This is a genomic window from Cellulosimicrobium sp. CpK407 (assembly GCF_051844275.1).
Lineage (GTDB): Bacteria > Actinomycetota > Actinomycetes > Actinomycetales > Cellulomonadaceae > Cellulosimicrobium > Cellulosimicrobium cellulans_G.
This window is the reverse complement of sequence record NZ_JBGNYC010000062.1, coordinates 1-24,543: the sequence shown is the minus strand read 5'-3', so window position 1 is coordinate 24,543 and position 24,543 is coordinate 1. Positions and strand designations below refer to the sequence as shown.

General features: G+C 75.0%; 30 protein-coding genes. 12 read left to right on the top strand and 18 right to left on the bottom strand.

Going from position 1 to position 24,543, the window contains the following annotated elements:
• Window positions 1–304: 304 nt before the first annotated feature.
• From ABWU78_RS19060 to ABWU78_RS19030, 7 genes are all read right to left on the bottom strand, one after another.
• A complete protein-coding gene (locus ABWU78_RS19060) occupies window positions 305–2,155 on the bottom strand; it encodes an AMP-binding protein (RefSeq protein WP_439159200.1) in 1,851 nt (616 codons plus the stop codon).
• Window positions 2,152–3,219 (bottom strand): hypothetical protein, encoded by a 1,068-nt coding sequence (locus tag ABWU78_RS19055; RefSeq protein WP_439159199.1) that lies wholly within the window; start codon window positions 3,217–3,219, stop codon window positions 2,152–2,154. The genes ABWU78_RS19060 and ABWU78_RS19055 overlap by 4 nt, the downstream gene beginning before the upstream one ends.
• A complete protein-coding gene (locus ABWU78_RS19050) occupies window positions 3,216–3,818 on the bottom strand; it encodes an ABC transporter ATP-binding protein (RefSeq protein ID WP_253054343.1) in 603 nt (200 codons plus the stop codon). The genes ABWU78_RS19055 and ABWU78_RS19050 overlap by 4 nt, the downstream gene beginning before the upstream one ends.
• Window positions 3,815–4,810 carry a peptidoglycan-binding domain-containing protein gene (locus ABWU78_RS19045; protein ID WP_439159198.1) on the bottom strand — a complete coding sequence of 332 codons (996 nt, stop codon included), beginning with the start codon at window positions 4,808–4,810 and terminating at the stop codon, window positions 3,815–3,817. The genes ABWU78_RS19050 and ABWU78_RS19045 overlap by 4 nt, the downstream gene beginning before the upstream one ends.
• A gap of 31 nt (window positions 4,811–4,841) precedes the next feature.
• Window positions 4,842–5,471 carry a hypothetical protein gene (locus ABWU78_RS19040; protein ID WP_375825302.1) on the bottom strand — a complete coding sequence of 210 codons (630 nt, stop codon included), beginning with the start codon at window positions 5,469–5,471 and terminating at the stop codon, window positions 4,842–4,844.
• 90 nt (window positions 5,472–5,561) lie between these two features.
• Window positions 5,562–5,858 (bottom strand): lactococcin 972 family bacteriocin, encoded by a 297-nt coding sequence (locus ABWU78_RS19035; protein WP_081895947.1) that lies wholly within the window; start codon window positions 5,856–5,858, stop codon window positions 5,562–5,564.
• Window positions 5,859–5,929: 71 nt separating this feature from the next.
• Window positions 5,930–6,382, bottom strand: coding sequence for a sensor histidine kinase (locus tag ABWU78_RS19030; RefSeq protein WP_439159197.1), 453 nt, complete (start codon window positions 6,380–6,382; stop codon window positions 5,930–5,932).
• On the opposite strand from ABWU78_RS19030, the gene ABWU78_RS19025 reads away from it, so the two are divergent.
• On the top strand, window positions 6,360–6,539 hold the full coding sequence (locus ABWU78_RS19025) for a hypothetical protein (RefSeq protein ID WP_253054333.1): 180 nt from the start codon (window positions 6,360–6,362) through the stop codon (window positions 6,537–6,539). The genes ABWU78_RS19030 and ABWU78_RS19025 overlap by 23 nt on opposite strands.
• Here the strand turns inward: ABWU78_RS19025 and ABWU78_RS19020 are convergent.
• From ABWU78_RS19020 to ABWU78_RS19005, 4 genes are all read right to left on the bottom strand, one after another.
• Entirely contained in the window at window positions 6,510–7,385 is an 876-nt protein-coding gene (locus ABWU78_RS19020; RefSeq protein ID WP_439159201.1) for an aminoglycoside phosphotransferase family protein, read from the bottom strand. The genes ABWU78_RS19025 and ABWU78_RS19020 overlap by 30 nt on opposite strands.
• A gap of 76 nt (window positions 7,386–7,461) precedes the next feature.
• A complete protein-coding gene (locus tag ABWU78_RS19015) occupies window positions 7,462–8,958 on the bottom strand; it encodes an amino acid permease (protein WP_253054329.1) in 1,497 nt (498 codons plus the stop codon).
• 103 nt (window positions 8,959–9,061) lie between these two features.
• The gene (locus ABWU78_RS19010; protein WP_253054322.1) at window positions 9,062–9,349 is read right to left on the bottom strand and encodes a hypothetical protein; all 288 of its coding nucleotides are present in this window, start codon (window positions 9,347–9,349) and stop codon (window positions 9,062–9,064) included.
• Between the two features lie 3 nt (window positions 9,350–9,352).
• On the bottom strand, window positions 9,353–9,901 hold the full coding sequence (locus ABWU78_RS19005) for a hypothetical protein (protein WP_253054319.1): 549 nt from the start codon (window positions 9,899–9,901) through the stop codon (window positions 9,353–9,355).
• A gap of 163 nt (window positions 9,902–10,064) precedes the next feature.
• On the opposite strand from ABWU78_RS19005, the gene ABWU78_RS19000 reads away from it, so the two are divergent.
• Complete coding sequence (locus ABWU78_RS19000; protein ID WP_253054317.1) at window positions 10,065–11,126, top strand: C2 family cysteine protease; 1,062 nt, start codon at window positions 10,065–10,067, stop codon at window positions 11,124–11,126.
• Between the two features lie 3 nt (window positions 11,127–11,129).
• Window positions 11,130–11,405 carry a hypothetical protein gene (locus tag ABWU78_RS18995; RefSeq protein ID WP_087470109.1) on the top strand — a complete coding sequence of 92 codons (276 nt, stop codon included), beginning with the start codon at window positions 11,130–11,132 and terminating at the stop codon, window positions 11,403–11,405.
• Between the two features lie 39 nt (window positions 11,406–11,444).
• Here the strand turns inward: ABWU78_RS18995 and ABWU78_RS18990 are convergent, their stop codons facing one another.
• Window positions 11,445–12,065 (bottom strand): class I SAM-dependent methyltransferase, encoded by a 621-nt coding sequence (locus tag ABWU78_RS18990; protein WP_253054312.1) that lies wholly within the window; start codon window positions 12,063–12,065, stop codon window positions 11,445–11,447.
• Between the two features lie 89 nt (window positions 12,066–12,154).
• On the opposite strand from ABWU78_RS18990, the gene ABWU78_RS18985 reads away from it, so the two are divergent.
• Complete coding sequence (locus ABWU78_RS18985) at window positions 12,155–12,916, top strand: MOSC domain-containing protein (RefSeq protein ID WP_353708233.1); 762 nt, start codon at window positions 12,155–12,157, stop codon at window positions 12,914–12,916.
• A gap of 144 nt (window positions 12,917–13,060) precedes the next feature.
• Window positions 13,061–13,363, top strand: a complete 303-nt coding sequence (locus ABWU78_RS18980) for a hypothetical protein (protein WP_253054306.1) — start codon at window positions 13,061–13,063, stop codon at window positions 13,361–13,363.
• Window positions 13,364–13,427: 64 nt separating this feature from the next.
• Here the strand turns inward: ABWU78_RS18980 and ABWU78_RS18975 are convergent, their stop codons facing one another.
• Together ABWU78_RS18975 and ABWU78_RS18970 are read right to left on the bottom strand one after the other, a co-directional pair.
• Window positions 13,428–13,985: a PH domain-containing protein gene (locus tag ABWU78_RS18975; protein ID WP_353708234.1), complete on the bottom strand. Its 558-nt coding sequence runs from the start codon at window positions 13,983–13,985 to the stop codon at window positions 13,428–13,430.
• Between the two features lie 66 nt (window positions 13,986–14,051).
• Entirely contained in the window at window positions 14,052–14,699 is a 648-nt protein-coding gene (locus ABWU78_RS18970; RefSeq protein ID WP_353708235.1) for a histidine phosphatase family protein, read from the bottom strand.
• A 309-nt stretch (window positions 14,700–15,008) separates the two neighbouring features.
• On the opposite strand from ABWU78_RS18970, the gene ABWU78_RS18965 reads away from it, so the two are divergent.
• The 3 genes from ABWU78_RS18965 (at window position 15,009) to ABWU78_RS18955 (ending at window position 16,718) form a co-directional block, all read left to right on the top strand.
• Window positions 15,009–15,635 (top strand): DinB family protein, encoded by a 627-nt coding sequence (locus ABWU78_RS18965; protein WP_253054300.1) that lies wholly within the window; start codon window positions 15,009–15,011, stop codon window positions 15,633–15,635.
• A 49-nt stretch (window positions 15,636–15,684) separates the two neighbouring features.
• A complete protein-coding gene (locus tag ABWU78_RS18960; protein WP_253054298.1) occupies window positions 15,685–16,383 on the top strand; it encodes a DsbA family oxidoreductase in 699 nt (232 codons plus the stop codon).
• Window positions 16,384–16,538: 155 nt separating this feature from the next.
• Complete coding sequence (locus ABWU78_RS18955) at window positions 16,539–16,718, top strand: hypothetical protein (RefSeq protein ID WP_253054296.1); 180 nt, start codon at window positions 16,539–16,541, stop codon at window positions 16,716–16,718.
• Between the two features lie 79 nt (window positions 16,719–16,797).
• Here the strand turns inward: ABWU78_RS18955 and ABWU78_RS18950 are convergent, their stop codons facing one another.
• The 3 genes from ABWU78_RS18950 to ABWU78_RS18940 are packed head-to-tail and all read right to left on the bottom strand — an operon-like array spanning window position 16,798 to window position 18,924.
• Window positions 16,798–17,826: a DNA-3-methyladenine glycosylase family protein gene (locus tag ABWU78_RS18950; RefSeq protein WP_439159196.1), complete on the bottom strand. Its 1,029-nt coding sequence runs from the start codon at window positions 17,824–17,826 to the stop codon at window positions 16,798–16,800.
• Window positions 17,823–18,290, bottom strand: coding sequence for an ester cyclase (locus ABWU78_RS18945; RefSeq protein ID WP_353708238.1), 468 nt, complete (start codon window positions 18,288–18,290; stop codon window positions 17,823–17,825). The genes ABWU78_RS18950 and ABWU78_RS18945 overlap by 4 nt, the downstream gene beginning before the upstream one ends.
• A 37-nt stretch (window positions 18,291–18,327) precedes the next feature.
• Window positions 18,328–18,924, bottom strand: a complete 597-nt coding sequence (locus tag ABWU78_RS18940; protein WP_253054290.1) for a ribonuclease H family protein — start codon at window positions 18,922–18,924, stop codon at window positions 18,328–18,330.
• 193 nt (window positions 18,925–19,117) lie between these two features.
• On the opposite strand from ABWU78_RS18940, the gene ABWU78_RS18935 reads away from it, so the two are divergent.
• Window positions 19,118–19,843 carry a DedA family protein gene (locus tag ABWU78_RS18935; protein WP_253054288.1) on the top strand — a complete coding sequence of 242 codons (726 nt, stop codon included), beginning with the start codon at window positions 19,118–19,120 and terminating at the stop codon, window positions 19,841–19,843.
• Window positions 19,844–19,931: 88 nt separating this feature from the next.
• On the opposite strand, the gene ABWU78_RS18930 is transcribed toward ABWU78_RS18935, so the two are convergent.
• Window positions 19,932–20,312 carry an FKBP-type peptidyl-prolyl cis-trans isomerase gene (locus tag ABWU78_RS18930; RefSeq protein ID WP_087470098.1) on the bottom strand — a complete coding sequence of 127 codons (381 nt, stop codon included), beginning with the start codon at window positions 20,310–20,312 and terminating at the stop codon, window positions 19,932–19,934.
• Window positions 20,313–20,448: 136 nt separating this feature from the next.
• Between ABWU78_RS18930 and ABWU78_RS18925 the strand changes: the two genes are divergently transcribed.
• The 3 genes from ABWU78_RS18925 (at window position 20,449) to ABWU78_RS18915 (ending at window position 24,443) form a co-directional block, all read left to right on the top strand.
• Entirely contained in the window at window positions 20,449–21,603 is a 1,155-nt protein-coding gene (locus ABWU78_RS18925) for a VIT1/CCC1 transporter family protein (RefSeq protein WP_439159195.1), read from the top strand.
• Between the two features lie 105 nt (window positions 21,604–21,708).
• Window positions 21,709–22,848, top strand: coding sequence for a hypothetical protein (locus ABWU78_RS18920; protein WP_253054282.1), 1,140 nt, complete (start codon window positions 21,709–21,711; stop codon window positions 22,846–22,848).
• 86 nt (window positions 22,849–22,934) lie between these two features.
• Window positions 22,935–24,443, top strand: a complete 1,509-nt coding sequence (locus ABWU78_RS18915; protein ID WP_439159194.1) for a hypothetical protein — start codon at window positions 22,935–22,937, stop codon at window positions 24,441–24,443.
• The last annotated feature ends 100 nt before the right edge of the window (window positions 24,444–24,543 follow it).

Sequence of the window (24,543 nt, the reverse complement as noted above, 5' to 3'; positions counted from 1 at the left end):
TCTCGCCCTGGTCCTCGCTCGCCCGGGTGACACGCCCGTGCGGCCCGCCGTCGGACATCAGGGACTACGCCGACGGGCGATCCGACTGCAGCGGGCGACCGGCTGCGTCGAGGACGACCTGGGCTCTACTTCAGCGGACCACGGCTCTACTTCGGGGGACCAGGGCTCTACCTCGGGCAACCATGCTCTACCTCGGCGGGCCAGGGCTCTACCTCGCGTGACCAGGGGTCTACTTGGGCGGGCCGGGGGTCTGCCTCGGCGGGCCGGGGGTCTGCCTCGGCGGTCGGCGGGTCGGCGCGGGCTGTCAGGCGCGGTGGTGCTCGACGTCGTCGCGGTGCAGGAGGTCCTCGCGGACGACGCGGCGCAGGACCTTGCCGATCTGGGAGCGTGGGAGCTCCGGCACGACGGCGAGCGTGCGGGGAAGGGCGTAGCGGGCCAGGCGCTTCTCGCCCCACTCGCGCACGGCGGCGAGGTCGACGCGCGGGGGCGAGCCGGCGTCGTCGGCGTCGTCGAGCACGACGACGGCCGCGACGTGCTCGTCCGAGCCGCTGCCGGGGACGCCCACGACGGCGACGTCCCGGACGCCCGGCATCCCGCGCAGGTGGTCCTCGACCTGGGAGGGGTACACCTTGAACCCGCCGGTGACGATCATCTCCTTGATGCGGTCGACGAGCGTGACGAGCCCGGCGTCGGGGCCGTCGAGCGCGACGCGGACGACGTCGCCCGTGCGCAGCCAGCCGTCGTCGAGGAGCTGGTGCGCGGTCTCCTCGGGGCGGTTCCAGTAGCCGCGGAACACCTGCGGGCCGCGCACGAGCAGCTCGCCGCGCACGGTGCGCGGTGCAGCGGGGTCGTCGGTGGGCTCGGGGTCGGCGTCGCGCAGGACGCCCGCGTCGAGCGCGTCGGCGTCGACGACCCGGATCTCCGTGCTGGGGAAGGGAAGGCCGAGGGTCCCGGGGCGGCGGTCGTCGGAGCAGGGGTTGCCGAGCGAGATCGGGGACGTCTCGGTCATGCCGTAGCCCTCGATGAGCAGGCCGCCCGTCGCGTCCTCCCAGCGCCGTGCGGTCTCCGCCGTGAGGGGCATCGCGCCCGCGAACGCGAGGCGGATCGAGGTGAGGTCGGAGCCCGGCCCGGGCGCGTCCGCGGCGGCGGCGACGATGCGGTCGAACATGGGCGCGACGCCGGGTAGGAACGTCGCGGGGCGGCGCGCCTGCGCGGCGACGAACGCCTGCGGGTCGAACTTCGGGAACGCGACGAGCGTCGCGCCGATGCGCGCAGGCAGGGTGAGGCAGAACGTCAGCCCGAACGCGTGGAAGAAGGGCAGCACGCCGTAGACGGTCTCGGCACCTTCCTCGAACGTGGCCCACGCCTGGCCCTGCACGACGTTGGCGACGAGGTTGCGGTGCGTGAGCACCGCGCCCTTGGGCGTGCCCGTGGTGCCGCCCGTGTACTGGAGGAGCGCGACGTCGTCGGCGCCCGGGTGGGGGAGCGCCGGGGGGAGCGCCCGCGCACGGCGGACGAGGTCGTGCCAGTCGGGGACGCCCGCGGGGACGGGGCCGCGCAGCGCGTCGCGCTGGGCGCGCGCCCGCGCGACGGGCAGGCGCAGCGCGAGGCGGCTCCCGCGGGGCAGGTCGCGCGCGATGTCGAGCCCGACGACGGTGCGCAGGCCAGCCGCGTGCGCGCGGGCGTCGAGCACGGCGGGGACGGTCTTGGTCCACACGACGGCGACGCTCGCGCCGGAGTCGGCGAGCTGGTGGGCGAGCTCGTCGGCGGTGTAGGTGGGGTTGTGCTCGACCACGACGGCGCCGAGGCGCTGGACGGCGTAGAACGCGACGACGTGCGACGTCCCGTTGGGCAGCACGAGCGCGACGCGGTCGCCGTGGCGCACGCCGAGGTCGTGCAGGGCGCTCGCGGCGCGCTCGACCTGCGCGACGAGCCGGGCGTAGGTCGTGGTCGCGCCGAAGAAGTCGACCGCGACGCGGTCCGGCCAGCGCTCGGCCGCGCGGTAGAGGGCGGCCGTGACCGGCTCGTCGGGCACCTCGACGTCCGTCGGGACGCCGGGAGCGTAGCGGGCGGTCCACGGCCTCGTCGCCAGAGTGTTCACTACGCCACCGTAACCTACGGTTGCGTAGGTTGTGTGCGGCGTCGGTGTGGTCATCGGTCCTTCGCGTAGGCGAACAGGTCCTTCTCGCGCGTCGTGGCCAGGGCGACGGCGACGCCTGCCACGGCACCCGCCAGCACGGACAGGGTCACGCGCGCACCGAGTATCGCGCCGACCAGCAGGTCGCCGTCCCGGCCGAACCAGGCGAGGGAGAGCGACATCCCGACAGCTACCGCCGGAGCGGTCCACAGCACCGACTCCAGCGACACGATCGTCCACAGGTCACGCCGTCGCATCCCGTCGTGGAGGGCCGTGGCGAGCTCCACCCGGCGAGCCCGTACGGTGACGAGGGCCACGGCGGCAGCGATCAGCCCGACGAGGAGCCCTCCGAACCGGGTGACGCGCTCGTGGAACAGCCCCGCGCCATCGAGCCCGGAACCCAGCGTGGAGTTGAGCTGCTGCACCTGGGGGACGTCGTCGGCATCGCCGCCCGGCCGGAGCACGGTGAAGAGGAGGGGGTTCAGCTCCGTGGTCATCGGCCACGCCTCGACCCAGCACTCGTCGAAGGGTGCGCGGTACCCGGTGACGCTCACCGCGAGATAGCCGTACCCGTCCCTCCGCCCGTCGCGAGGGTAGGCGTAGGTGCCCGCGAGGCGAGACGTCCCGGTCGTCGCGGAGAGCCGGTCGCCGAGCTCGAGGCCGAGCGTCGCGACGGCGTCGTCAGTCAGGATCAGGCCCGGCCCGCCGTCGGTCGTGGCGCCGACGACGGCCGGGAATCCTGGACTCGCGTCGGCGGCGGGCATCGGGGCACCGGGAAGGGCGACGGCGGCGACGGGCTCGTCCGGTCGGACGGTGAGCGCACCCGCGGCGTGCACCCCGGGCAGATCGCGCAACGACTCGCACCGCGCGCCGTCGACCCGGCCCGGTGCCGAGATCGTGAGGACCGACCCACCCGCCGCCCGGAAGTCCGCGGCCTGCTGTTCGAGCGTCGCCACGGTCGAGATCTCGGCGACCGTCGCGGTCACCACCAGGCCGATCAGCACCAGCGCCAGCGTGACGCAGCGTGCGGTACCTGTGGAAGCGTTGCGCCACGCCTCGCGCAGGATCGAGCGCAGCCTCATGCGGCGGGGTCCAGCGTCAGGTCGACGTGGTCCGAGCAGGAGTCGCGGGTCGCGGCGTCGTGGGTCGCGACGACGATGATCGTCCCGGGCGAGCGCAGCGCACCGAGGGACTCGTTGACGGTGCGGGCGGTCGGCAGGTCGAGCTGGGCGGTCGGCTCGTCCACGAGCAGGAGGCCCGGTTCCGACGCGATGGCTCGTGCCAGCATCAGGCGCTGCGCCTCCCCGCCCGAGAGGCGGCGGAACTGCTGCTGCGCGATGTCGTCGAGCCCGAACCTGCTCAGGAGGTCGGCGGCTCGTCGCTCCGCCTCTCGGGGGTGCAGCCCCCGGACGAGCAGCGGGAGCGCGACGTGGTCGAGCGCCGAGCGCCGCGGCGTCCCGTGCGGGTTCTGGAACACCCATCCGGTCCGCTCGATGCCGTCCCGCGCGACGGTGCCCTCGCGGGGTTCCTCCCACCCGGCGAGCAGGCCGAGCAGGGTGCTCTTGCCCGACCCCGACGGACCGGTGAGCGCGTAGGTGCGACCTGGCCGCAGATCGAGGTCGAGCCCGCGGAAGAGCCAGGGGCGCCGGGGGAAGTGGTGCCCGAGGCCGGTCGCCGTCACGCGCACGGGGCGTCCGACCGGGGCGACGTGTCGACGGCGGTCGGCGGGGCGCCGTCGAACAGGACGAACGTCTGCCCGAGCTCGGACCCGACGACCCGCAGCCTGTGGGGCACGGCGTCCGTGGTCACGCAGGTCGTCCCGTCAGGTGCCGTGATCACGGCGGACGGTGGGACGACCGACACGTCGACCGGTTCTGCCAACCGCAGCTGACCGACCGGCGCCTCGTCGCCCGTGCCTGCTTGCTGGAGCGAGGGCGCTGCGTCGAGCTGTGCGAGCAGTGCTGGGTCGGTGACCGGGTTCTGCGGCTCGACCGCGACGTCGATCCCGTCCACACGGAGCGTGCGCGCCCCGGCGACGAGGTCGGACGGCGCTCCGTCGCGCAGTGCGACGCCTGCCAGCGTGCCGGGCGTCACGACGAGCTCCGCTCCGGCCTCGAGCTGGCTCCCTGTCGTGACCGAGCACTCCGCGACGGTGACCGAGGGTCCGGGGATCCAGAGGAAACGAGATCGCGGAACGGAGGTGAGGGCCGAAGGATCGCCGAGGTCGTCGAAGAGTGCGTTGACGGCACGCAGGGTCTTCGTGCCGAGCGTTCCGGTGGCCTCGACCGGGTGCCCCAGACGCGTCAGCTCCTCCTGCAGCGCCCGCACGTCGTTGCCCTGGGTGCCGACCGGAAGGTCCCGCCACAGCGGGAGCGTCGTCGCGAGCGCGACGACCGGTGCGTCGTCGAGCCAGAGCGGCGCGGTCCCGGACTCGATGGTCGAGCCGGGACGGCAGTCGAAGCGTGTGACGAGACCGCTACCGGGTGATGCCAGCCCCGACTCCTCGCCACGGGCGACGGCGAGCCGGACGGAGCGGACGTCGTCGAACGTCGCGGACCGGACCTCGAAGGTGGTGATGGGAGCGGGAGGTCGAAGGGCTGCGGGGACGGCCGGGGACGTCCACGCGGCACCGAGAACGACGCCCACGGCGACGAGCGTCAGTGCGCCGATCACCCACAGGCCCACCGTGGCCGGGCTGCGACACTCACTCACCGGCCAGGCCGAGCGGGTCGCTCGAGCACGACGTCAGCGCCTCGCGGAGCTCGGTCGACAGGGCGGCGAGGTCGGAGAACCGCCCCTCCATGTCGGTGAGGTAGTCGTCTGCCGCGTAGCCCGCCGGTACGACCTCGCGACGGACCAGGCACTCCGCCATGATCGTCGGGACGTCGAGGTTGTCCGGGTTGGACGCCATGATGTCGTGCAGCGCCCCGACCGTGTCGGCGCCCGACTCACGCTCGCAGGTCTTCACGACCTCGTACGGGTCGCTCCCGTCCGGCAGGGGCGAGGCCTCGTACGACCCGTCGGGCTCGAAGCCGGAGAAGGTCACGCCCTCCGCCTCGAGGCACGTGCGGAACTTCTCCTCCATCTCCGCGTACTCCGCGTCCGTGATCTCCTCGTCGGCGAGCGCCTGACGAGCGAAGTCGGACCCGGCGTCGGAGTAGAAGGCCGTGAACTCGGCGGCGTAGGGGCCGTCGAACGCGGGAACGTCGACGGCCGTCCCGTCGTCGACGCTCGACCCGACGGAACCCGGGGTTCCGCACGCGGCAAGGAGCGGGACGAGGGCGGCGAGAGCCGCCGCGGCGACGCGTCGCCGCGTCGACCTGCGAAGAGACATGATGCTCCGATCACTGCGGTCGTCGGGGACGGGCGGGCCCGCGTGCCGCCGAGCGACGGCGTCCGGACGCTCGGCAGCACGTGAGTCGAACTACTTGACGTCGTAGTACGCCTTGTTCCCGAACCAACGGACCTCGTCCCACTGGTACGACCACTTCCCCGCGGAGACCCAACCGGAGCTGCGGAGCCCGTTCTCCCCGTAGGTCGAGGACTTGTGGACCCGGCTGCCGTGGTAGTAGTGCGACCAGACGTCCTTGGCGTCGGCGCCGTGGTCCCACGTGCCTCCCACGGACGGGTAGCTGATCGTCGCGCTGGCGGGGCCAGCCGCTCCGAGCGCGACACCCGCGGCGAGCGTGGCAGTGATGACCGCCGTCATGACCTTTCGCATCAATCCCCCTCAGTGTTGATCGGTCGTCCGCAGTAAAGCGCCGAGGTGAGACGATTCATCGGGTATGTCCGTTATCCGAGACGCGGAGACGCCGGGACCTCGTCGTAGACCTCGCCGGGGAGCCGGACGGTCACGACGAGGCCGTCCTCGGGTCGCGCGGCGAGCGTGACGGAACCGCCGTGGGCGCCCACCACGGCGCGGACGATCGACAGCCCGAGCCCGCTCCCCGTGCCGTCGCCGGTGCGCTCGCCGCCCAGCCGCCGGAAGGGCTCGAACAGGCCCGGGAGGTCGTCGGGCGCGACGGGCGGGCCGGGGTCGACGACCTCGAGCACGGCGTCGCCGCCGGCGTCGGACCGCGTGGCGACCCGCACCCAGCCGTCGTGGCGGAGGTTGTAGCGCTCGGCGTTCTCGACGAGGTTGCGCACGAGCTGCTCGAGCAGCAGCGGGTCGCCGGACGTCGGAGCCTCGTCGCACGACGTCTCGATCCGGACGGCGGGGGTCGTGCTGGGCGTCGTCGCGACCACCGCGTACGCGGCGCTGCGCGCGTGGCCGACCCACGTCCCGGCCTGGGCGTCGCTCGGCGGCCTCGCCGCGACCGTCGTCGTCGGCGTGGTCGCGGGCCTCTACCCGGCCGAGCGCGCGGCGCGGCTCTCACCGACGGAGGCCCTGGCCGTCCGGTGAGCGCCAGCCCGCGAGGACGCGGTCGAGCGCCGCGCGGCCCGCGGGCCCCCAGTGGGCCTTGCCGCCGGGCAGCCCGCGGTCCCCGTTCTGCCCCATGAGCAGGAGGAAGAGGGCCTTGAGCGCCGCCAGCCCGCGGGCGCGCCGGACCGTCGCGTCGTCGGCGCGCCCGTAGGCGTCGAGGAAGCGCGCGGCGGTGCCCGCGGGCAGCAGCACCCAGGCGGCGGCGAGGTCCCACGCGGGGTCGCCCGCGAACAGGTCGCCGAAGTCGACGACGCCCGCGAGCGTCCCGTCCGCGACGACGACGTTCGCGGGGTGCAGGTCCCCGTGCACCCACACGGGCGGCCCCTCCCACGCGGTGGCCGCGACGGCGTCGGCCCAGACCGCCCGGACGTCGGCGGCGTCGTCGGGGGCGACGGCGCGCAGGAACCCCTCGAAGCCGTCCGTGGCGTCGCGGGCGTGGGCGCCACGGTCCGTGGACGTCGGCGCGTCGGCGGGCGCAGCGACGTGCAGCGCCCGGAGGAAGCCCGCCAGCGCGTCGGCGGCGTGCGCGCCCCGGGTGATCGTGCCGTGGTCCAGCGGCTCGCCGGAGACCCAGGTCATGACCGTCCAGTGCCGCGGGAGACGCGCGGACGGCTCGCCGTGCCGCACCGGCGTCGGCACGGGGAGCGGGAGGCGCGGCGCGAGCACGGGCAGCCACCGCCGCTCCTTGAGCTGGGGCTCCGGCGTCGGGTCCCTGCGCTGCACCCGGACGGCCAGGTCGTCGCCGAGCCGCCACATCTGGTTTCCCCAGCCGCCCGCGACCTCGCGGAGCGGCAGCGCGGCGAGGTCGGGGTGCTGCTCCTCCAGCGCCTCGCGGACGAGGTCGGCGGTGATCGGGGTCTCCCGTGGCGCTCATCGCGCCCACGGTACTGACGCGGCGACCCTACGCGGCGACGTCGCCCTTCAGGGTGTCGCGGGCCGCGACCGAGTGGCGGTAGCCGTAGAACGCGTAGATCACCAGGCCCACGACGACCCAGCCGAGGAACCGGAGCCACGTGAGGGTCGTCAAGTTGGCCATGAGCCACAGGCACGCGACGCCGGACACGATCGGCAGCACGGGCGACCACGGGACCTTGAACGAGCGCTTCAGGTCGGGCCGCGAGCGGCGCAGGACCGGGATGCCGAAGCTCACGAGGACGAACGCCGAGAGCGTCCCGATGTTGATCATCTCCTCGAGCAGCTCTACCTGGGACAGCCCGGCGATGAGCGCGACGACGATCCCCACCCCCACCTGGAGGCGGATCGGCGTGTGGTACCGGTGCGAGGTCCGGGAGATGCCGCGAGGGAGGAGGCCGTCGCGGCTCATCGCGAAGACGACGCGCGTGAGCCCGAGGAGCAGCACCATGATCACCGTCGTCAGGCCGACGAGGATGCCCACGGAGATGACCCGTCCGGCCCAGTCGGCGCCCACGAGGATGAAAGCCGTCGTGAGCGACGGCGCGTCGGACTCCGCGAGCTCGGTGTACGACACCATGCCCGTCACGACGAGCGTCACGAGGATGTACAGGACCGTGACGATCGCGAGGCCGCCGAGGATGCCGCGCGGGAGCGTGCGCTGCGGGTCCTTGGCCTCCTCGGCCGTGGTCGCGACGACGTCGAACCCGATGAACGCGAAGAACACGAGCGCGGCGCCCGCGAGCAGGCCCATGACGCCGTACGTCGTGGGCTCGAGCCCCGTGAGGAAGCCGACGAGCGGCTGCTCGAGCGCGGTCTGCTCCGGCGCGGGCTGGGCGGGCGGCACGAACGGCGAGTAGTTCGACGCGTCGACGAAGAAGAACCCGACGACGATGACGAACAGCGTGATGCCGACCTTGATGACGGTGAACACGCTGTTGACGCGCGTGCTGAGCTTGGTGCCGATCGCGAGCAGCGTGGTGAACACCGCGACGATGAACACCGGGCCCCACTCGAGGTCGACCGGACCGATCGGGACGGTCAGCGGCAGGTCGATGCCGAACAGCCCGAACGCGTCACCGAGGTAGACGCCCCAGAACTTCGCGATGACCGCCGACGCGAGCAGCATCTCCAGGATGAGGTCCCACCCGATGATCCACGCGACGAGCTCGCCCATGGTCGCGTAGGAGAACGTGTACGCCGACCCGGCGACGGGGATCGCGGAGGCGAACTCGGCGTAGCACATGACGGCCAGGGCGCACACGATCGACGCGATGACGAACGAGACGATGACGCTGGGCCCGGCGTAGTTCGCGGCTGCCGTCGCGCCGACGGAGAAGATGCCCGCGCCGACCGCGACCGCGACCCCCAGGACCGCGAGGTCCCAGGACGTCAGGCTGCGCTTGAGCGAGCGCTCCGGGTCGTCGATCGCCGCGAGCGAGTCCTCGACGGACTTGCGACGGAACAGGCCGGTCCTCGTGGCCACGGGTGCGCCTCCCCGGCGTCGGTGACAGGTCCGTCCATTGAACCGGTCCCGTGCCCTCGTCGCGCGGCGGGCGGCCCGGCGTGGTGTCCCGGGCCGACGGCGGTCAGGCCGGGTGCCAGCGCGCTCCCCAACGGCGGGTCAGGCGACCGCCCGACGTCGCGGCGTGGGCGCGCACGCCGGCCTCCACCGCGTCGGCGACCGTGTGCGCGGCGGCGTCCGTGTCGGCGAGGAAGCGGACGGTGACGCGCGCCTCGCCGCGCACGACGCCGACGTCGTACGCCTCGACCGTCGTCAGGTCGCGCGCCGCGGCCGCGGCGGCGGGCAGCACGGCCTCGGGGTCGGCGCCCGGGCGCAGCAGGCCCACGGCGAGGGTCACGCGGTACGACGGCACGGCTCAGCCGAGCTCCGGGAGACCGGCCTCGTCGCACGGGTCGAGGTCGACCGGGCCGGACACGTCGAGGCGGACCAGGTCGCCGTCGGCGGTGACGCGCACCGACCACCCCGCCGGGTCCTCGGCCTCGACCGAGGCGGACCCGCCGTGCTCGGCCTCGACGACGCCCGAGGGTGCGCCGAAACCGTGCTCGTCGAGCACCGGGGCGATCGCGTCGGGGACGTCCGCGAGCAGGCCGTACGCGTCCGCGCCCCCCGGCGTGGCCCGGGCGTCGGGAAGGAAGACGACGCAGCGACCGTCGTCCTGCGCCGTCGCCGAGGCGCCCCCGTCGTCGTCGGCCCAGCCGTCCGCGCCGTAGACGTCCTGGACGGCGGCGAGGACGTCCTGCCGGGCCTCCTCGTACCCCGCGACGGCGTCCGGTGCGGGCGGCGGCTCCGTCGGCTCGGCGTCGCCGCCGCACGCGGCGAGCGTGGCGAGGGCGCCCAGCGCGAGCACCGCCCCGGCGGTGCGCGTCGTCGCGCCCCGGCGCGGTGTCGTGGCCTGCTCCGTCATGGTCCCCCTCGGTCGTCGCGTGCGTCGTCCGCGGGGGACGCTACCAGCGCGCACCGACCCGAGGTCAGAGGTGCGGCCCGCGCGGGGATGGGGAGCGCGCCCCATGGACCCGTGTCGGCGGACGGCGGTACCGTCTCGGCGACCTGCGGGCGAGGGGGAGAGCATGAGCGGGATGTACGGGGCGGACGTCGCACAGCTGCGACAGCTCGGACAGCGGTTGTCCGAGGCCGCCGACAGGTTGACGTCGCTGCGCGGCGAGCTCGACGCGCTGGTGACGTCGAGCCCCTGGGAGGGGCCGGACGGCGACGCGCTGCGCGGCGAGTGGTCCACGTCGCACGGCCCGGCCGTCGCGGCGGTCGGGGCGGTCCTCGGCGACGCGGCGACCGCCGTCGTGCGCCAGGCGGACCAGCAGGAGAGCGCGAGCACCGACGGCGCTGGCGGGTCCGGTGGCGGCTCCGGCGGGGGCGGCGGCGACCGCAGCACCCCGGGCGAGGACGGCGACCGGCCCGGGGACCCGGGCCTCACCGACGACCTCGGCGACTACGAGGACGTCCCGCCGATCGACCTCGAGAACGAGGACTTCTCGCTCGACGACATCAACCAGGGCCAGGTCGGGGACTGCTGGTTCCTCGCCGGCCTGGGCGCCGTCGCGACGACCGACCCGGAGTTCCTGCGCGAGCACATCCGGCTCAACGACGACGGCACGTACACCGTGACGATGTACAAGGACGGCGAGCCGGTCGAGATCGTCGTGGAGGCGACGGTCCCGGAGAACGGCGTCGGCGGCCAGAACGGCGAGCCGAACTGGGTGTCGATCTACGAGAAGGCGGCGGCCGAGTACTTCGGCGGCGACTACGAGGACATCGACGGCGGGCACTCCGACGACGCGTTCGAGGCGATCACCGGCCGCCCCGCCGAGCGGTCGGGCGAGCTCAGCCTCTCCGACATCCAGGACCGGCTGAAGGACGGGCCCGTCGCCGTGGGCACCGAGGACGACGACGCGTTCTGGTGGTGGGAGGACGAGGTCGACGACAGCCGGATCGTGCCCAACCACGCCTACGTCGTCACCGAGGTCAAGGAGATCGACGGCGAGATGAAGATCCACGTCGTCAACCCGTGGGGACCGGGTGGCGGCACCCTGGACGGCGAGCAGAAGGTCGGCGACCTGTGGCTCACCGAGCAGGAGTACAAGGAGAACTTCGACTCCGTCTACTCGGGAGGCTGACGCATGGCAGGCAACGACGAGGTGCGCCGGGCGCGCGTGCCGCAGGGAGCGCAGGCGGAGTTCGCCGACGTGCGGGTGGGCGTGATGCGCGTCGGCGTCGGCGCGGGGCGCGCGCTCGCGCAGCTCGCGGTCCGCTCGCCGCGCGGCGAGGACGTCCTGCGGGCCGACCTCGGGGACGCGATCGACCTGCACGGCGCGGGCATGCTCCACGTCGACGACGTGGAGGGCGAGCCGGGGAGCTCGGGCGGGGCCGTGACGTTCACCTTCACGCCCGCCTGAGACGAGCCGTCGGCCCGAGCGCGCTGTCGACCCGGCCTCTCAGCCCGCGGCGTCGACGGCGAGCACGGCGACGAGGAAGTCGGCGTCCGGGGTCCACGGGCGCAGGTCCCACGTCGCGAGGGCGACATCGAGGCGCAGCCCCGCCTCCGCGGCGTCGGCCAGGAACCGCTCGGGCGCGTAGCCGCGCCCGGTGCCGAAGCCGACGACGGCGCGACCGTCCGGGGCGAGGTGCGCCCGGAAGCGGCGCAGGACCTCGACCTCGGTGCCCGGCGCGAGGAACGTCACCACGTTGCCCGCGCACACGATCGCGTCGAACGGCTCGGTGACGCCCTCGGCGGGCAGGTCGAGCTCGGCGAGGTCGCCCACCCGCCAGTCGGGCCCCGGGTGGTCGGCGCGCGCCGCCTCGACCAGCACCGGGTCGACGTCGACCCCGACGACCGTGTGGCCGCGCGCGAACAGCTCTGCGCCCACGCGCCCCGGCCCGCACCCGGCGTCGAGCACGCGCGACCCGCGGGGCAGCATGGCGTCGACCAGGCGTGCCTCGCCGGCGAGGTCGGCGCCGCGTGCGGCCATCGCCCGGAAGCGTTCGACGTACCAGGCGGAGTGAGACGGGTCGGCCGCGGTCTTCTGCTCCCAGCGCGAGGGACGGGTGGCGCTCATGCCGCCGACGCTACCCGTGCGGGGTGAGACCGGTCCCGTGACCTTGGTCCCCGGTGTCCTCGGCCACGTCGCGCTGAGAGAATCGAGGGATGTCTCCCGCAGCGCCCGCCTCGCCGACCGCCCATCCCACGTCTCCCGGCGCGGCGCCCGTGACCGCCCTCGCGAGCAGCGCCCCGACCGGCGAGGTCCTCGCGGTGTGCCGCGTGCACGCCCTCCTGCCGGACGCCGGCCCCGTCGGCGTCACGGCGATCGATAAGCGGCCCGTCGACGGCCCGGTGAAGGTCCGACGCCTCGGCCTCTACGCCGACCTCCAGGCCGACCGCGCGAACCACGGGGGCGAGGAGCAGGCCGTGTACGCGTACGGCCAGGACGACGCCGACTGGTGGGTCGGGCAGCTCCGGCGCGAGATCCCGCCGGGACTGTTCGGCGAGAACCTGCGGGTGCGGGGCATCCCCGTGAGCGAGGCGGTCGTCGGGGAGCGCTGGTCCGCGGGCACGGCGCTGCTCGAGGTCACCCAGCCCCGCACGCCGTGCTCGACGTTCGCGCGGCGGCTCGGGGAGGACAGGTGGGTCAAGCGCTTCACCGTCGCGAACCGGACCGGCGCGTACCTGCGGGTCGTGCGGAACGGCGAGCTGCAGGCGGGGGACGCGGTGACGGTCTGCTACCGGCCCGAGCACGGCGTGACGCTCGCCGACTGGTTCGGGGCGTGGAACGCGCGCGGTGCGGACCCGGAGCGTGCCGCCGACGTCGCGCGCCGGCTGCTCGTCGCGCACCTCGAGGGCGACGTCGCGCTGACCGACGAGATGCTGGCGCGCGCCGAGGTCGCGGCCGGGCGGCGCATCGAGGACTGAGCGGACACGCGTCCCACCTGCGGCGACACGGCCGCGAGCCGTGTGGGACGAGTTCATGCGGACCGCTGACAAACCGGCGGTGCTCCACTACGCTCCCTGCTGAGCGCTCACTCGTATCAATGTCGATCAAGCAGGGAGCACGACATGAAGAAGTTCCTCAGCTCCGCCCTCGTGGCAGGTCTCCTCGCGACCGGTGCGGTCGCCCTGACCGCCCCCGCGGCCTCCGCCGCCGTCGTCGGGTGCAGCGTCTCCGGGCCCAGCGTGTCCGGGACCACCGCGCGGGTGACGAACATCAACTGCACGTACGCGCGCGTCGTCGTCAAGTACGTCAGCAACGGCACGGTGCGCACGTCGTACGGGGCGTGGGTCGCGGCGGGTCACACCTCGACGGCGTACGTCCCGTCGATCTCGGCGATCGTCTCGCTCTCCGCGGACGGCAGCCGCTGACCCTCCGGCACCGGCCACGCACGGCCCGCCGGCGCTCCTCGCAGGGCGTCGGCGGGCCGTGCGGTCAGCGCTCCGCGCGCGGGATGCGAGGGGCGCGCGGGCCGCGCGGCGGCTCGTTCGGCGGCCACTCGCCGTCGTCGGAGCCGTCGTCGGCGGTGAAGAGCAGGTCGTGCAGGCGGACCTGCACGTTCTCGACGTCGGGCACGTCGTGCAGGTTCAGCCCCGGCTTGTCCGTCGCGTCCGAGATGACGAGCGTCCCGCAGCCGAAGAGCCGGTCGATCGGGCCCTTCTCGTAGTTCACGTCGTTGATGCGGTACAGGGGGATGTCCCGCCCGGTGCGCGTGATGATGCCCGAGCGCATCGCGATGCGCTTGTTCGTCACGGTGTACTCCGTGGTCCGCCAGCGCAGCCACGGCACGAACACCCAGACGACCGCCGCGACGAGGGCGAGGCCCGCGACGACCCAGCGGACGACGTCGTTCGGGACGAGCACGACCGTCACGACGACCGCCGCGACGAGCACGACCAGCAGCACGAACGGCCAGAACAGCGCCTTCGCGTGCTCCTTGAGCTCCATGACGACGTGCTCGCCCTCGGTGAGGTGCTTCTCGCTCAGACCCATGGGCAGCATCGTGCCACCTCGCGGTCCGCACGGGGAGGGTCGTCCCGCCGGTCGGCTCGCCGGGTCTCAGGCCTGGGCGGAGAGGTTCCAGCCCTCGACCGTGCGCAGCCCGTGGCCGTAGCCCAGCAGGCAGATCGCGGCCGTGCCGAGCTCGAACCGCGCGCCCAGCCCCGGGTCGATCCCGAGCCACACGGTCGCGAGGACGCGCAGCAGGTGCCCGTGGGCGAACAGCACGACGTCGTCGCCGCCCTGCAGCGTCGGCTCGACGCGACCGAGCACGCGTCCGGCCCGGTCGGCCACCGCGGAGAGCTCCTCGCCGCGGTGCCCGTTCGCGGCGGCGAGCACGTTGACGCCGTCGCGGAAGATCAGCCACTCGTGGCCGAGCTGCTCGCCGACGTCGACGGCGGTCCGGCCCTCGACGGGGCCGTAGTCCCACTCGGCGAGGTCGTCGTCGGTCTCCGCGTCGGGGAACCCGGCGAGGTCGGCGGTGCGTCGAGCGCGCTGCCGCGGGCTCGTGCGCACGACGGCGGGGCGTCGCCCCCGGCGGTCCGCCCACCCCTGCAGCCACACGCCCGCCGCGACGGCCTGCTGCTCGCCGGCGACCGTGAGCGGGATGTCGGACCGGCCGGTGTGGCGGCCGCTCGCGCTCCACTCCGTCTCCCCGTGGCGCACGAGGACGAGCTGCGGGTCGGGGGTGGTGTCGGTCGTGGTCACGGGTCGGCCTTCCTGGTGGTGTCCTCCAGCAGCATCACCCCGGGACGCCCGGAGCGCGCGTCGGCCGGGTCAGCCGGGGACGCCGTCGACCCCGTTGATCGCGAGGAACACGACGAGGGCGCCGAGCAGGACGACGGCGATCCCGGTCGCGACGAGCAGGACGGTACGGGGGCGGACGCGCACGAGGACTCCGGGGGACGGGGGACGGGGGACGGGCCGAACCCATTCTCGCGCGCAGGCGTCGGTGGGTCCGGCTAGCGTCGAGCGGACACCGACGGGCGGCGACGGCGCCGCGGGGAGGGGAGCGAGATGGTGCACGAGACGGCGGACGGGGAGATCGCGTACGGCAGCCCCGAGTTCGACTGGTCGATCCTCACGGTCCCGACGACGCTCGCGGTCGTGCGCGGCCAGCTCGGGTTCTCGTGGCTCGAGGTCGCGGAACGGCTCGCGACGCTGACGCAGGCGGAGCTCGAGTGGGAGCCTGGGCCGGACGCGCTGCGCGTCGTGCGTCGCGGCACGGAGCGCACGTCGCGCACGCTCGGGGTCGGCGACTGGGTGATGGAGTGGCCCGACGGGCCGGACTCGCCGCAGCCGCGGACGATCGCGTGGCTCGTCGCGCACCTCACCGAGGCGTTCTTCGAGCGGTGGGAGTGGACGTTCGGGCCGCACGAGCGCCGCCGCGACTCCGTGACGTTCTCGGGCGAGGTCGGACCGGCGGTCGCGGGGTTGCGGCACGAGGTGGACCGGTGGCGGGCCGGGGTGGACGCGCTGCCGGACGAGGGGGCGTTCACGGTCGGGCTGAGCCAGGCGACGGAGATCGACGCGCAGGCGCCGTTCGTCCACCTCGTCGCGCACATGAACCGCGAGCTGATCCACCACGGCGCGGAGATCATGGTGCTGCAGGACCTCTACCGTGCGGCGAACGTCACGCCGTGACGAGGTCCGCGAGGGAATCGTGCGGTCGTCCAGATGGTTGAACGGTCACATGACCACGAACAGCCCCGCCGCGGCCGACGCGTCGGCCCCCACGGTGAAGATCGACATCTGGTCCGACGTCGCGTGCCCCTGGTGCTACGTCGGCAAGCGACGCCTCGAGACGGCGCTCGGCCGGCTCGCCGAGGCCGGTGACGGCCCGCAGGTCGACATCGAGTACCACTCGTTCGAGCTGGCGCCGGACACTCCCGTCGACTTCGACGGCACCGAGGTGGACTTCCTCGCGGGGCACAAGGGCATGCCCCGCGCGCAGGTCGAGCAGATGCTCGGGCAGATGACGCAGCTCGCCGCGGCCGAGGGCCTGGCCTACGACTTCGACGCGCTCCAGCACACCAAGACGCTCACCGCCCACGAGCTGCTGCACCACGCGAAGGCGCACGGCAAGCAGGTCGAGATGAAGGAGCGCCTCCTCAAGGCGTACTTCGAGGAGGGCCGCCACGTGGGCCGCGTCCAGGAGCTCGCGGACCTCGCGGCGGAGGTCGGTCTCGACCGCGCCGAGGTCGTCGCGGCTCTGGAGGACGGCCGCTACGCGGACGACGTGCAGGCGGACATCGACCAGGCGCGCGCCTACGGGATCAACGGGGTGCCGTTCTTCGTCGTCGACGGCCGGTACGGCGTCTCGGGGGCCCAGGACCCGGCGGTCTTCGTCCAGGTGCTGCAGCAGGCCGTCGCGGAGCGCGACGCCGCCTGAGCTGTCCGCTCTGCGAGATCAGGTACGGAGAGCGACGTATCTCACACCCCGGTGCGGTGGACCTGCGACTCGGTATCACCGAGACTGGGAGCAGCCCGCACCGACGCCGGCTCCACACGTGCACCGGCGCCCGTGATCCCACGAGGAGGCCTCAGATGACCGACACCACGACGAACCTCTACCACTCCATCGCGAACCCGCGCCGCACCACGCTCATGAGCGTGAACGCCGCGGACGCGGCCGCCCCGCACCGCGAGACCGCGCCGTCGCTCACGCTGGTCGGCGCGGACGACGCCGCGGTCTGCGTCGACGGGGTGTGCGCGCTCCCCGAGTAACACCGTGCGTGCGTGAAACGGTCGCCGGAACGGCAGGTTCCGGCGACTCTTTCATGCCCCCGGCGAGGTGCGCGGGCCGTCAGTGCAGGCGGTGGTCCTGGATCGAGAGGCGTGGGCCGCGCCGCGGGGCGTGCGCCCTGCCCGAGAGCTCCAGGAGCCGGACGACGCGGTAGCGGTGCGGCGAGTACGGCGCGAGGAGCTCGAGCATCCGGTCGTCGTCGACGCGCTCGCCGACGAGCGCCCAGCCCACCGCCTTGGCGAGGTGATAGTCGCCCACGGACACGGCGTCGGCGTCGCCGAGCGCGCGCTGCGCGACCTCGGCCGCGGTCCAGACGCCCACGCCCGGGACGGCCTGGAGCCGGGCGTGCGCGGCGGCGGCGCCCTGCGCGTCGAGCAGCGCGCCGCACTCCTCGAGCCGGCGGGCGACGCGCGCGGCCGCGACGACGGTCCGCGCGCGGCCCGGGTCGACGTTCGCCCGGTGCCAGTCCCACGACGGGACGCGCGCCCACGTGGCGGCGTCGGGCACGACGAGCATCCCGGCGTCGCCCGCGGGCCCCGGGGCTCGCTCGCCGTACTTGCGCAGGAGCCAGCCCCACGATCGCCACGCGGCGACCGTCTGGACGCGCTGCTCGAGGATCGCGGGGACGAGCGCCTCCAGCACGCGACCGGTGCGGGGGATGCGCAGGCCCGGGCTGCGCCGGTGCGCGTCGCGCAGGGGCGCGGGCGGGGTGAAGCCGGTGTCGTCGTCGTGCTCGCCCAGCAGGTGGGGGAGGGCGTCGAGCGCCTCCTGGGCGCCCGGTCCCCAGGCGTGCCCGACGACGTCGCGCGGCCCGGTCTGCACGAGGCGGCACGTCGCGGGACCGGCGGGCATCCGCGTCGTGCGCCAGACGTCCCCGGACGGCGTGCGGCGGAACGTCGGGTCGTACGGCCCGCGGGAGAGCCGACCGAGCGTGAGGTGCAGGTCCAGGGGCCGGTCCGACCGGACGCGCCGGACGAGCGGTTCACCGACCACGGCGTACACGACCGGGACGGGACCGTCGCCGACCGCGAGCTCGGCCGGCGCTGGGACCGGGCTCGGGCGCGGGTTCGGGCTCGGCAGGACGGTCACCGGACCATCGTCGCACCCGCCGCCGACGGCCCAGCAGGATCCGTCGCCGCCGCGAGCTGTGCCGCGAGCCCTGCCCGGTCGATCTGCATCCAGTACTCCACCACGCGGTCGTCCGCGACACGGTAGACGCAGCTCGCGACCTGCACGACCTCCGCCCCGGTCGGCGCGCGACCGTCCACCTCGCCGACGTGGCGGCCGCGCTGGGTCCAGCGGACGTACACGCGGTCGCCGTCCGCGAGGAGCTCGTCGACCGTCAGGGTGAAGCGCCCGTACGCGGCGCGCATCTCCTCGACGTGCTCGGCGTACTGCGCGGGAGTCCGGTGCACCGTCGTCGGCGCCTCCGACGTCACCTGGTGCGCCGCGACGAGGGGCGCGAGGTACTCGCCCGCGCGGGCCGGGTCGTCGCCCGAGCGCACGACGGCGAAGAACTCACGGACGAGGTCGGCAGGGGTTCGTGTCGTCACGGACCCATCATGCGCGACCGCGAGCCCGCCCCGAGCGTCAGTCGAACAGGGTGTCCATGTCCCACGCGGGCTCCGGCGTCGGCTGCTTGGGCGCCGGGGCGTGCGCGGCGGAAGCCGTGGCGTGCGCCGGCCCGGTCGCGCGGCCGGCCGGGCGCGTGGGATCGCCGAGCTCGGGGACGAGCGTGCCGTCGAGGTCGCCCCGGCCCGCGGCCCAGTCCTGGGCGGCGAGGCCCGCGAGCTGGTCGGCGCGCTCGTTGAACGGGTCGCCGACGTGGCCGCGCACCCAGCGGAACCGGACGGGCCCGGCGCGCTCGGTGATGACCCGGTCGATCGCCTGGACGAGCTCGAGGTTCTTCACGGGCTGGCCGCCCGCGGTGCGCCACCCCTTGCGCTTCCAGGCGACGACCCACTCGGACGCGCACTTGATGGCGTACTGCGAGTCGGACTCGATGAGGAGCGGCTCCGCACCGGGGTGCGCGCGGACCGCCTGGAGCAGCGCGGTCAGCTCGGCGACCTGGTTGGTCCCGCTCACGGCGCCGCCGGAGTCGAACGTGCCGTCGTGGTTGATCCACGCCCACCCGATGGCGCCGCCCGGGTTGCTCAGGCACGAGCCGTCGGTGCTGACAGTGATCACAGCGCTCCTCGATCACGGACGTCCCCGCCCGCCGGCTGCGGCGCGGGGAGGCGAATGCGTCGAGCCACATTGTCCCCCGGACCGGAGGGTCGCCGGACCACCTGTCCGCGGGCGCCCGGTCGGGGTCGCCTCAGGGGAGAACCGGGGGGATACCCCATGGTGCCGGGCGGTCGCGCGGTCGAGGCTGGGACGCATGGTCGCGTGGGTCGTGGAGCTGTGGGGACAGGTCGAGGCGTGGCTGCTCGCGCTCGTCGACTCGGTGTGGGCGCTGCCGACGCTGTTCGCGACGACCGCGGGGGACGGGTTCTTCCCGCCGATCCCCGGCGAGACCGTGATCGTCATGCTCGCCGTGGGGGCGCAGTCCGGCGGGGGCGTCGCCTGGGGGCTCGTCCTGCTCGTCGCGGCGCTCGGCGCCTGGTGCGGCGACCAGCTCGCCTACGCGCTCGGCCGGGCGGTCGGCACGCGCGCGCTGCCGGTGCTGCGCGGCTCCCGCGGTCAGCGCGCCGTCGCCTGGGCGACCCGCTCCCTCGACCGGCGCGGCGCGTCCGTCGTCCTGGGCGCGCGGTTCGTGCCCGTCGGGCGGACGGCGGTCAACGTGACCGCGGGTGCCGTGGGCTTCTCGCGCCGGCGCTTCATGGCGCTGTCCGCCGTCGCGTCGGTCGCGTGGGCCACCTACTCGGTCCTCATCGGCACGCTCGCCGCCGCGTGGGTGGGCGACAGCCCGCTCCTCGCCGTCGTGGTGGGGGTCGTCGGCGGGATCCTCCTCGGTGTCCTCGTCGACACGGTGGTCCGCCTCCGGGCGGCCCGTCGCGAGCGGGACACCGACCTGGCGGCCGGACCCGCCCCGAGCCCGGCACCCGGTGCCGGCACCCCGGAGACGGACGCCGCGCTGGTCACGTGCCCTGGCCCGGCGCGGTAGGCCCGTCGCACGACGGCGCCGCCCGGTGCGACGGACAGCAGGAGGGCCCCGGTCGACGACCGGGGCCCTCCTGCACGTCAGCGGTCGGTCAGGACACGCCGAGCAGGTCGATGACGAAGATCAGCGTCTTGCCGGACAGGCGGTGGCCGCCGCCCGCGGGGCCGTAGGCGAGCTCCGGCGGCACGACGAGCTTGCGCCGCCCGCCGACCTTCATCCCGGGGATGCCCTGCTGCCAGCCGGCGATGAGGCTGCGCAGCGGGAAGTTGATCGACTGCCCGCGGTTCCACGAGGCGTCGAACTCCTCGCCCGTCTCGTACTCGACGCCGAGGTAGTGCACGTTCACGGTCGCGCCCGGCGTCGCCTCGGGGCCGTCACCGACGGTGATGTCCTCGACGACGAGCTCGGTGGGCGCGGGGCCCTCCGGCGCGTCGACCTCGGGGCGGGACAGCTCGTTCTCTCCAGTGGTCATGGTCCGATCCAACCACGACGGCGGACGACGGGCGGGCCCGAGGTTGGGGACGCCCGGAACACCGGTCGGGGGGACCCCCGGCCCCGCGTTCGGCCGCGCGCAACACGGCGCGGCCGAAGATCGCCATCATGGAGGCATGTCCTCCACGCCTGAGCCGCACACCGGCCTGCCCGCCGGCGACCCGCACGGGGTGACGCCGGGCGGGGACCCGGCCCCCGTCGTCGGGCACCGACCGACGCCGCAGGAGATCCGGCGGTGGCGCCGGTTCCTCGCCGACGAGCGCGCGGAGGCGGCCGTCTACCGCGACCTCGCGAGCCGCCGCAGCGGTGAGGAGCGCGACATCCTGCTGGCGCTCGCGGACGCGGAGGGGCGGCACGAGCAGCACTGGCTCGGCCTGCTCGGCGACGACGTCGGCAAGCCCCTGCGGGGCGACTGGCGCACCCGGACGCTCGGCTGGCTCGCGCGCCGCTTCGGCGGCGTGTTCGTGCTCGCGCTCGCACAGCGCGCCGAGGCGCGCTCGACGTACGAGACCGACGCCGACGCGACGCCCCGGATGACCGCCGACGAGCGGATCCACGAGGAGGTCGTGCGCGGGCTCGCGACGCGCGGGCGCAACCGCATGTCGGGGACGTTCCGTGCCGCCGTGTTCGGCGCGAACGACGGCCTCGTGTCCAACCTCGCGCTGATCCTCGGCATCGGGGCGTCCGGGGCGTCGAACAGCACGGTGCTCCTCTCGGGGCTCGCGGGCCTGCTCGCGGGCGCGCTGTCGATGGGCGCGGGGGAGTACGTGTCGGTGCGGTCGCAGCGCGAGCTGCTCGACGCCTCGACGCCGAGCCCGCAGGCGTCCGCGGCACTGCCCGACCTCGACGTCGACGCGAACGAGCTCGCGCTCGTCTACCGCGCGCGGGGCATGGCGCCCGCCGAGGCCGAGGACCACGCCGCCGACGTGCTCGCGACGTACACGCAGCAGACGGTGATCGCCCCGCCGCCCAGCGCGGACGAGCACGAGACGCACGGCACGGCGATGGGGGCGGCGGTGTCGTCGTTCCTGTTCTTCGCGTCGGGCGCGCTCATCCCGGTGCTGCCCTACCTCTTCGGCCTGACCGGGTTCGTCGCGGTCGGCGTGGCGGCGCTCCTCGTGGGGGTCGCGCTCCTGGCGACCGGCGCGACGGTCGGCCTGCTCTCGGGGACCTCGCCGCTCACGCGGGCGCTGCGGCAGATCGGCATCGGCTTCGGTGCCGCGGCGGCGACCTACCTGCTCGGGCTGGTGTTCGGGGCGACCGTCGGGTGAAATCGGACGCTCCGGTGGTGAGCGTCACCGGCGCATGCCTACCGTGACCCCGGACGGGCCTGCCGGCCCGCCTCTTCGCCGCACCGACGACCTACGGGGCGCACGATGGACGCGACGCACGACGCGCAGGGCAGGCGCGCACCAGCCGCCCGCCGCTGGCTCGTGCGCGCGCTCGTGGCCGGAGGTGGTCTCGGTGCCGGCCTCGCGTTCGCCGTCGCGACCGCGGGCGGCGCGTCCGCTGCGGACGACCCGCTCGGCCTCGGCAAGGTCCTGTCGCCCGTCACCTCGACGGTCCAGAGCGTCGTCGACCCGGTCGTGCAGGACGTCGTCCAGCCCGTCGTGCGCGACGTCGTCGCCCCCGTCGTCCAGCCGGTCGCCCCGGTCGTCGAGAAGGTCGTGACCCCGGCGGCACCCGTGGTCGAGGAGGCCGTGCGGCCCGTCGCGCCGGTGGTCGACCAGGTCGTCGCGCCGGCCGCTCCCGTGGTCGAGCAGGTCGTCGCGCCCGTGGCGCCCGTCGTGCAGCCCGTGACCGACGTCGTCGCTCCCGTGACCACGCCGGTCCTCGACGCGGTCGTGCCGGCCGCGACGCCCGTCGTCGAGGCGGTCGCCCCCGTGGTGAACCCCGTCCTCGGGGCGGTGTCGCCCGCGCTCGACCCGGTGACGCCCGTCCTCGACGCGCTGACCCCGGTGCTCGACGCGCTGGCGCCCGTGACCGACCCGGTCCTCGGCCCGGTGACGGGGCCGTTCACCCCGCTCGACCCGCTCGCACCCGTGCTCCCCGAGGCGCCCGCTCCCGGTCCGGAGGCTCCGGGCCCGGTCGGCCCGGCGGGGCCCGGCGCCGGCACGACCGTGGCCGAGCCCACCGCGCCCACCGTGCCGCTGCCGTCGGGCGGCGAGCTGCCGCCCGTGCCTCCTCCCGGTGCGGACCGGGCGGGCCCGACGGCGCTCGGCACCCCGCCCGCGGGCGCACGCGGCGGGGGTCTCCTCGCCCCGCTCGACGCTCCGCCCGGCACCGCCGTGCCCGCAGGCGGTGCGACACCCCTGGGTGGCGCACCGTCGGACGGCGGGCTCGGTACGACACCCGCGCCGTCCGGCAGCTCCCAGCGCGCCGGGTCCGGCGGCGACCTCGCCGCCCTCGGCCACGGTGCCGACGCCCCCGTGCTCTCGTCCTGGACCGCCGTCGTCGACGACGCGCGGTCGAACCACCCCTCGACGTTCTTCGAGGTCCCCGTCTCTCCTGCCTGACGTGGCTCGCGTCGCGCCCCGAGCGCGGCAGACGCGACCCGGCGCCGTCGTGCGCCAGCCACTTCTGAGCAGGAGAGAGAACGATCATGCACACCTTCGTTCGACGCGCGCTGCGCACAGCGCTCGTCACAGGCGGCCTCGTGGTCGTCGGGGCCGGAGCGGCCCACGCAGCCGAGGGCGACCTCCTCGGCGACCTCGGGCTGGACCTGTCGGTCGAGGCTCCGCTGAGCCAGGTGACCGAGGCCCTTCCCGACGTGTCGGTGGACGTGCCCGTGAACGTCCCCGTCACCGTGTCCGACGTCGCGGTGGGCGCCCTCGGGGACGCCACGGTGACCCCCGCGCCCGCGCCGGCTCCGGCCCCGGCGCCCGACCCCGCGCCGGCTCCGGCGGGCCCGGCGGACGTCGACCTCGACGTGCCCGTGACGATCCCGGTGGACGTCTCGGGCGTCGCCGTCGGCGTCCTCGGCGACGCCGCGGTGGCCCCGGCTCCGGCTGCGGCTGCCGAGCCCGCCCCGGCCCCGGCCCCAGCTCCGGCAGGACCGACGGACGTGGACGTCGACGTGCCCGTGACCGTCCCCGTGGACGTGTCCGGCGTCGCGGTGGGCATCCTGGGTGACGCGACCGTCACGCCGGCTCCGGCGGCTCCGGCTGCTCCGGCTGACGGCGCGGACGACGGCGCGGCGGGGTCCGGCTCCGGCGTCGACGTCGACGTGCCCGTGACGGTGCCGGTGGACGTGTCCGGTGTCGCGGTCGGCGTCGGCGGCGACGCGACGGTCGGCGGTGGCGCGGCGGGAGAGGTCCCCGGTGACGGGACCGGATCCGGCGACGCCGACGGCACGGGCCTCCTCGACGGCGTCCTGGGTGACGGCGGTCTGGTGGACGACCTGCTCGGCGACGGGCTCCTCGGCGACGACGTGCTCGGCGGGGACGACGGCCTCCTGGACGGCGTGCTCGGTGAGGACGGTCTCGTCGACGACCTGCTCGGCGGCGCCTCGGGCGACGGGCTGCTCGACGGGGTGCTCGGGGAGGACGGCCTGCTGGGCGACGGGCTCCTCGACGGGGGCCTGCTCGGGGAGGACGGCGTCCTCGGGGCGCTGCCCGACCTCGACGTCGACCTGCCGGTGACGGTCCCCGTGACCGTCTGCGGCGTGGGCGTCGGCCTGCTGGGTGACGCCTCGGCGGCGTGCCCGACCGCCGCCGTCGTGCCGACGGACCCGACGGATCCCACGGACCCGACGGACCCGACCGACCCGACGGACCCGACCGACCCGACGGACCCGACGGACCCGACCGACCCGACCGACCCGACGGACCCCACCGACCCGGGGTCGACGGGTGGCACGGACGGCACGGTCGTCCGGGTGCTCCACCCGATCGGCGCCGGCGCCGGCGTCACGGCGACGACGGCGGGCGGGACGGCCGTCGCGGCGTCGGGCCCGACGGCCCTGGCGACGACGGGCGCGGGGGGTGACCTGGGGCTGCTCGTGATGGCCGGTCTGCTCACGCTGCTCGGCCTGTCGCTCGAGCGCTTCCGTCGGAAGTCCTGGCTCGCGGACCGGGACGCCTACGCACCGGTCTTCACCGACCGGGGCTGACGCCCGCAGAGACGGGACCGCCCGGGCCGTGCGCCCGGGCGGTCCTCGCGGCGCGGTCGCGCCGGACCTGGCCAGGGAGCACCCGGCGTGACCGTGCCGG

Coding starts and splice junctions, on each gene's coding strand:
- ABWU78_RS19060 (WP_439159200.1), bottom strand. CDS start 2,155: ATGACCACACCGACGCCGCACACAACCTACGCAACCGTAGGTTACGGT.
- ABWU78_RS19055 (WP_439159199.1), bottom strand. CDS start 3,219: ATGAGGCTGCGCTCGATCCTGCGCGAGGCGTGGCGCAACGCTTCCACA.
- ABWU78_RS19040 (WP_375825302.1), bottom strand. CDS start 5,471: ATGTCTCTTCGCAGGTCGACGCGGCGACGCGTCGCCGCGGCGGCTCTC.
- ABWU78_RS19035 (WP_081895947.1), bottom strand. CDS start 5,858: ATGCGAAAGGTCATGACGGCGGTCATCACTGCCACGCTCGCCGCGGGT.
- ABWU78_RS19005 (WP_253054319.1), bottom strand. CDS start 9,901: ATGACGGAGCAGGCCACGACACCGCGCCGGGGCGCGACGACGCGCACC.
- ABWU78_RS19000 (WP_253054317.1), top strand. CDS start 10,065: ATGAGCGGGATGTACGGGGCGGACGTCGCACAGCTGCGACAGCTCGGA.
- ABWU78_RS18995 (WP_087470109.1), top strand. CDS start 11,130: ATGGCAGGCAACGACGAGGTGCGCCGGGCGCGCGTGCCGCAGGGAGCG.
- ABWU78_RS18990 (WP_253054312.1), bottom strand. CDS start 12,065: ATGAGCGCCACCCGTCCCTCGCGCTGGGAGCAGAAGACCGCGGCCGAC.
- ABWU78_RS18985 (WP_353708233.1), top strand. CDS start 12,155: ATGTCTCCCGCAGCGCCCGCCTCGCCGACCGCCCATCCCACGTCTCCC.
- ABWU78_RS18980 (WP_253054306.1), top strand. CDS start 13,061: ATGAAGAAGTTCCTCAGCTCCGCCCTCGTGGCAGGTCTCCTCGCGACC.
- ABWU78_RS18975 (WP_353708234.1), bottom strand. CDS start 13,985: ATGGGTCTGAGCGAGAAGCACCTCACCGAGGGCGAGCACGTCGTCATG.
- ABWU78_RS18965 (WP_253054300.1), top strand. CDS start 15,009: ATGGTGCACGAGACGGCGGACGGGGAGATCGCGTACGGCAGCCCCGAG.
- ABWU78_RS18960 (WP_253054298.1), top strand. CDS start 15,685: ATGACCACGAACAGCCCCGCCGCGGCCGACGCGTCGGCCCCCACGGTG.
- ABWU78_RS18955 (WP_253054296.1), top strand. CDS start 16,539: ATGACCGACACCACGACGAACCTCTACCACTCCATCGCGAACCCGCGC.
- ABWU78_RS18935 (WP_253054288.1), top strand. CDS start 19,118: ATGGTCGCGTGGGTCGTGGAGCTGTGGGGACAGGTCGAGGCGTGGCTG.
- ABWU78_RS18930 (WP_087470098.1), bottom strand. CDS start 20,312: ATGACCACTGGAGAGAACGAGCTGTCCCGCCCCGAGGTCGACGCGCCG.
- ABWU78_RS18925 (WP_439159195.1), top strand. CDS start 20,449: ATGTCCTCCACGCCTGAGCCGCACACCGGCCTGCCCGCCGGCGACCCG.
- ABWU78_RS18920 (WP_253054282.1), top strand. CDS start 21,709: ATGGACGCGACGCACGACGCGCAGGGCAGGCGCGCACCAGCCGCCCGC.
- ABWU78_RS18915 (WP_439159194.1), top strand. CDS start 22,935: ATGCACACCTTCGTTCGACGCGCGCTGCGCACAGCGCTCGTCACAGGC.